The sequence below is a fragment of the Pseudoxanthomonas sp. GW835-FHT14C01 genome, assembly GCF_058793715.1.
This window is the reverse complement of record NZ_JBXAGB010000009.1, coordinates 1-1204: the sequence shown is the minus strand read 5'-3', so window position 1 is coordinate 1204 and position 1204 is coordinate 1. Positions and strand designations below refer to the sequence as shown.

At 64.2% G+C, this 1204-nt stretch carries 1 pseudogene; it reads right to left on the bottom strand.

Features of this window, described 5'->3' with window-relative positions:
* A pseudogene (locus tag AC1Q5B_RS20435) lies at positions 1-1076 on the bottom strand (IS3 family transposase); the annotation flags it as partial.
* Between the last annotated feature and the right edge of the window lie 128 nt (positions 1077-1204).

Below are 1204 nucleotides of genomic sequence, written 5' to 3'. Positions count from 1 at the left end.
CGACGTCCCCCCGCTTTCAGTAGCGGAACCATTTGGAGTCCGGGGTTACTGTAGCTGAGCTTCTGCCAATTGCTTTGCGTAGGCGGCGGGCGTCAGCCCGCCAAGTGCCTTCTTCGGTCTTTCCTCGTTGTATTCCCTGCGCCAGATTTCGATGACCGTCCGCGCCTGCAGCAGGCTTGTGAACCAGTGCTCGTTGAGACATTCGTCGCGCAGCCGGCCGTTGAACGACTCGACGTAGGCGTTCTGGTTTGGCTTGCCAGGCTCGATGAGGCGCAGATCCACGCCGCGCCCGTGCGCCCACTCGACCATCGCCTTGCCGCAGAACTCCTTGCCGTTGTCGGTGCGGATCACCCGCGGCAAGCCGCGACTGAGCGCCAGGCGATCGAGCACGCGCGTGAGCATCTGGCCGGAGATCGCGCGCTCGACTTCTATGGCGACGGCCTCGTGCGTGGCGTCGTCGACGATCGTCAGGCACTTGAGCACGCAACCTTCGCCGGTGCGGTCGAACACGAAGTCCATCGACCACACCTGATTGGCCGCGGTCGGTCGCAGCAGCGGCTGCCGCTCGCCCACCGGCACCTTCTTCCGCTTGCGCCGCCGCACCTGCAGCCGTGCTTCCTGGTACAGCCGTTCCACGCGCTTGTAGTTCACGAGCATCCCCGCCTGCCTCAGCTTGAGATGGATCATCCCCACGCCATAGCGCTTGTGCCGCTGTGCCAGCGCCTGGATGCGCTCGCGCAACTCGACATTGCCGTCCGGCCGTGGCGCGTAGCGCAACGCGCTGGCGCTCATGCGGACGGCCGCCAAGGCCCGTCGCTCGCTCAATCCCTTGGCGACCAGATCCCGCACCAGCGCACGCCGCGCCGGTGCGGTTACGACTTTTTTCGAAGAACGTCCTTGATGACGTCGTTCTCGAACATCTGCTCGGCCAGCAGCTTCTTCAGCCGGGTGTTCTCCGCCTCCAGTTCCTTCAGCCGCTTCGCGTCCGACACGGTCATGCCGCCGAACTTGCTGCGCCACAGGTAGTACGAGGCTTCGCTGAAACCGTGCCGGCGGCACAGCTCCTTGATCGGCATGCCCGCGTCGGCCTCACGCAGAAAGCCAATGATCTGTTCTTCGGAAAAGCGCTTCTTCACGTCCAATCTCCTGGGGTTGGGGAATTGGACTCCAAACCGGCGTGCTACTCAAAAGCGGGGGGACGTCG